General features: G+C 68.6%; 4 protein-coding genes. All 4 read left to right on the plus strand.

Annotation, left to right across the window (positions count from 1 at the left end; genetic code table 11):
- Positions 1 to 32: 32 nt before the first annotated feature.
- Entirely contained in the window at positions 33 to 917 is an 885-nt protein-coding gene (locus tag RIF89_RS13170) for a F0F1 ATP synthase subunit gamma (RefSeq protein WP_309069550.1), read from the plus strand.
- A gap of 18 nt (positions 918 to 935) precedes the next feature.
- The gene (gene atpD, locus RIF89_RS13175) at positions 936 to 2,399 is read left to right on the plus strand and encodes a F0F1 ATP synthase subunit beta (RefSeq protein WP_309069551.1); all 1,464 of its coding nucleotides are present in this window, start codon (positions 936 to 938) and stop codon (positions 2,397 to 2,399) included.
- A complete protein-coding gene (locus tag RIF89_RS13180; RefSeq protein WP_309069552.1) occupies positions 2,399 to 2,659 on the plus strand; it encodes a F0F1 ATP synthase subunit epsilon in 261 nt (86 codons plus the stop codon). The genes atpD and RIF89_RS13180 overlap by 1 nt, the downstream gene beginning before the upstream one ends.
- Positions 2,656 to 2,976, plus strand: a 321-nt coding sequence (yaaA, locus tag RIF89_RS13185) for a peroxide stress protein YaaA (protein WP_309069553.1), incomplete at its 3' end; no start/stop codon positions are given. The genes RIF89_RS13180 and yaaA, both read left to right, overlap by 4 nt.

Raw genomic sequence — 2,976 nt, forward strand, 5'->3', positions numbered from 1 at the left:
CGTCGCTGACGCGAGCTCGCTGAGGAGGCGGAATGGGAGCCCAGCTCCGGGTCTACACGCAGAAGATCAAGTCTGCGCAGTCGACCAAGAAGATCACCAAGGCGATGGAGCTCATCGCTGCATCGCGCATCCAGAAGGCGCTGGTTCGCGTGAAGGCGTCGAACCCCTACGCACGGGCGCTCACGCGCGCCGTGAGCGCGGTCGCCACGTACTCCAACGAGGCGCACCCGCTCACGGTCGAGCGCGACGAGCTCAAGCGAGCCGCGATCGTCATCCTGACGAGCGATCGCGGCCTCGCGGGCGCGTTCAACTCGCAGATCATCCGCGAGGCGGGCGAGCTGCGGGCGAAGCTCGAGGCTGAGGGCAAGGAGGTCGATCACTACCTGATCGGCAACAAGGCCGTCGGCTACTTCAAGTTCCGCCAGCGCCCCTACATCCGGGAGTGGACGGGCCAGTCGGACGCGCCGTCGCCCGAGCTCGCGCAGGAGATCGCGGAGGCCGTGCTCGAGGCGTACGTCTCGGAGCAGGTCGACGAGATCCACGTCGTCTACAACCGCTTCGTCAGCATGATGACGCAGGATCCGACGACCGTGCGGCTGCTGCCGCTCGAGGTCGTCGAGGCGACCGATGCGGGCGACGCCGAGCACCTGCCGCTGTACGAGTTCGAGCCCGAGCCCGCTCGCGTGCTCGACGCGCTCCTGCCCGTGTACGTCGAGAGCCGCATCTTCAACGCGCTGCTGCAGTCGGCCGCCGCCAAGCAGGCAGCGACGCAGAAGGCGATGAAGTCGGCGTCCGACAACGCGGACAAGCTCATCACCGACTACACCCGCCTGCGCAACAACGCGCGCCAGGCCGAGATCACGACGCAGATCTCCGAGATCGTGGGCGGCGCGGACGCCCTCGCCTCGGCGAAGTAGCCACGAAAGGCAACCACCATGACCATCACTGACACCCCCGCTGCTCAGCAGACGCAGGCCGGCGTCGGTCGCGTCGCGCGCGTGACCGGGCCCGTCGTCGACATCGAGTTCCCGCACGACGCGATCCCCGCGGTCTACAACGCGCTCAAGACGACCGTCGACTTCGGCGACGGCACCGAGCCGCAGGAGATCACGCTCGAGGTCGCGCAGCACCTCGGCGACGACCTCGTGCGCGCCATCGCCCTCAAGCCGACCGACGGCCTCGTGCGCGGCCAGGAGGTGCGCGACTCGGGCGAGCCCATCATGGTGCCCGTCGGCGACGTCACCAAGGGCAAGGTCTTCAACGTCATCGGCGAGCCGCTCAACCTCCCCGAGGGCGAGACCCTCGAGGCGAGCGAGCGCTGGTCGATCCACCGCAAGGCCCCCTCGTTCGACCAGCTCGAGTCGAAGACGCAGCTGTTCGAGACCGGCATCAAGGTCATCGACCTCCTGACCCCCTACGTGCAGGGCGGCAAGATCGGCCTCTTCGGCGGTGCGGGCGTCGGCAAGACGGTCCTCATCCAGGAGATGATCCAGCGCGTCGCGCAGGACCACGGCGGTGTCTCGGTGTTCGCGGGCGTCGGCGAGCGCACGCGTGAGGGCAACGACCTCATCCACGAGATGGAGGAGGCGGGCGTCTTCGACAAGACCGCCCTCGTCTTCGGCCAGATGGACGAGCCCCCGGGCACGCGCCTCCGCGTCGCGCTCTCGGCGCTGACGATGGCCGAGTACTTCCGCGACGTGCAGAAGCAGGACGTGCTCCTCTTCATCGACAACATCTTCCGCTTCACGCAGGCGGGCTCCGAGGTGTCGACGCTGCTCGGCCGCATGCCGAGCGCGGTGGGCTACCAGCCGAACCTCGCCGATGAGATGGGCATCCTGCCGGAGCGCATCACGTCGACGCGCGGCCACTCGATCACCTCGCTGCAGGCGATCTACGTGCCGGCCGACGACTACACCGACCCGGCCCCCGCCACGACGTTCGCGCACCTCGACGCCACGACGGAGCTCTCGCGCGAGATCGCGTCGAAGGGCCTCTACCCGGCCGTCGACCCGCTCACGTCGACGAGCCGCATCCTCGACCCCCGCTACCTGGGCGAGGACCACTACCGCGTCGCGACGACGGTCAAGCAGATCCTCCAGAAGAACAAGGAGCTGCAGGAGATCATCGCCATCCTCGGTGTCGACGAGCTGTCCGAGGAGGACAAGATCGTCGTGAACCGCGCGCGCCGCATCCAGCAGTTCCTCTCGCAGAACACCTACATGGCGAAGAAGTTCACGGGTGTCGAGGGCTCCACCGTGCCGCTCAAGGAGACGATCGAGTCGTTCGACGCGATCGCCAAGGGCGAGTTCGACCACGTGGCCGAGCAGGCGTTCTTCAACGTCGGCGCGATCACGGACGTCGAGGAGAAGTGGGCGCAGATCCAGAAGGAGAACGGCTGATGGCTCTCACCGTCAGCATCGTCTCGGCCGCGGACGAGGTGTGGTCGGGCGAGGCATCGCAGGTCATCGCCAAGACCACCGAGGGCGAGATCGGCATCCTGTCGGGCCACGAGCCGGTGCTCGCGGTGCTCGCGGATGAGGGCCAGGTGCGCGTCACCGATGCGTCTGGCACTGTCCACACCGTGGATGCCGCTGACGGGTTCCTCTCGGTCGATCACGACCGCGTCGAGATCGTCGCACGGAACGCCAAGCTCGCGTGATCGTCCTCCTGCCGCCCAGCGAGACGAAGGCGGCAGGCGGGACGGGCGCCAGCCTCACGACGGCCAGTCTGGGTTTCCCCGGGCTGGCCGTCGCCCGTTCGCGGGCGCTGGACGCCCTCGACCGCCTCGTCGCCGCCGGCCAGGACGTCTCGACGCCCGCCAAGGCGCGCGCGGCCGCCGACAACGCGGGCGTGCGCACGTCGCCGACGATGCCCGCGATCGAGCGCTACACGGGCGTGCTCTACGACGCGCTCGACGCTGCCGCGCTCGAGCCCGCGGCCCGGCGGTGGGTCGACGACCACGTCGTCATCCAATCC

This window comes from Microbacterium sp. (assembly GCF_031178525.1).
Taxonomy (GTDB): Bacteria; Actinomycetota; Actinomycetes; order Actinomycetales; family Microbacteriaceae; genus Microbacterium.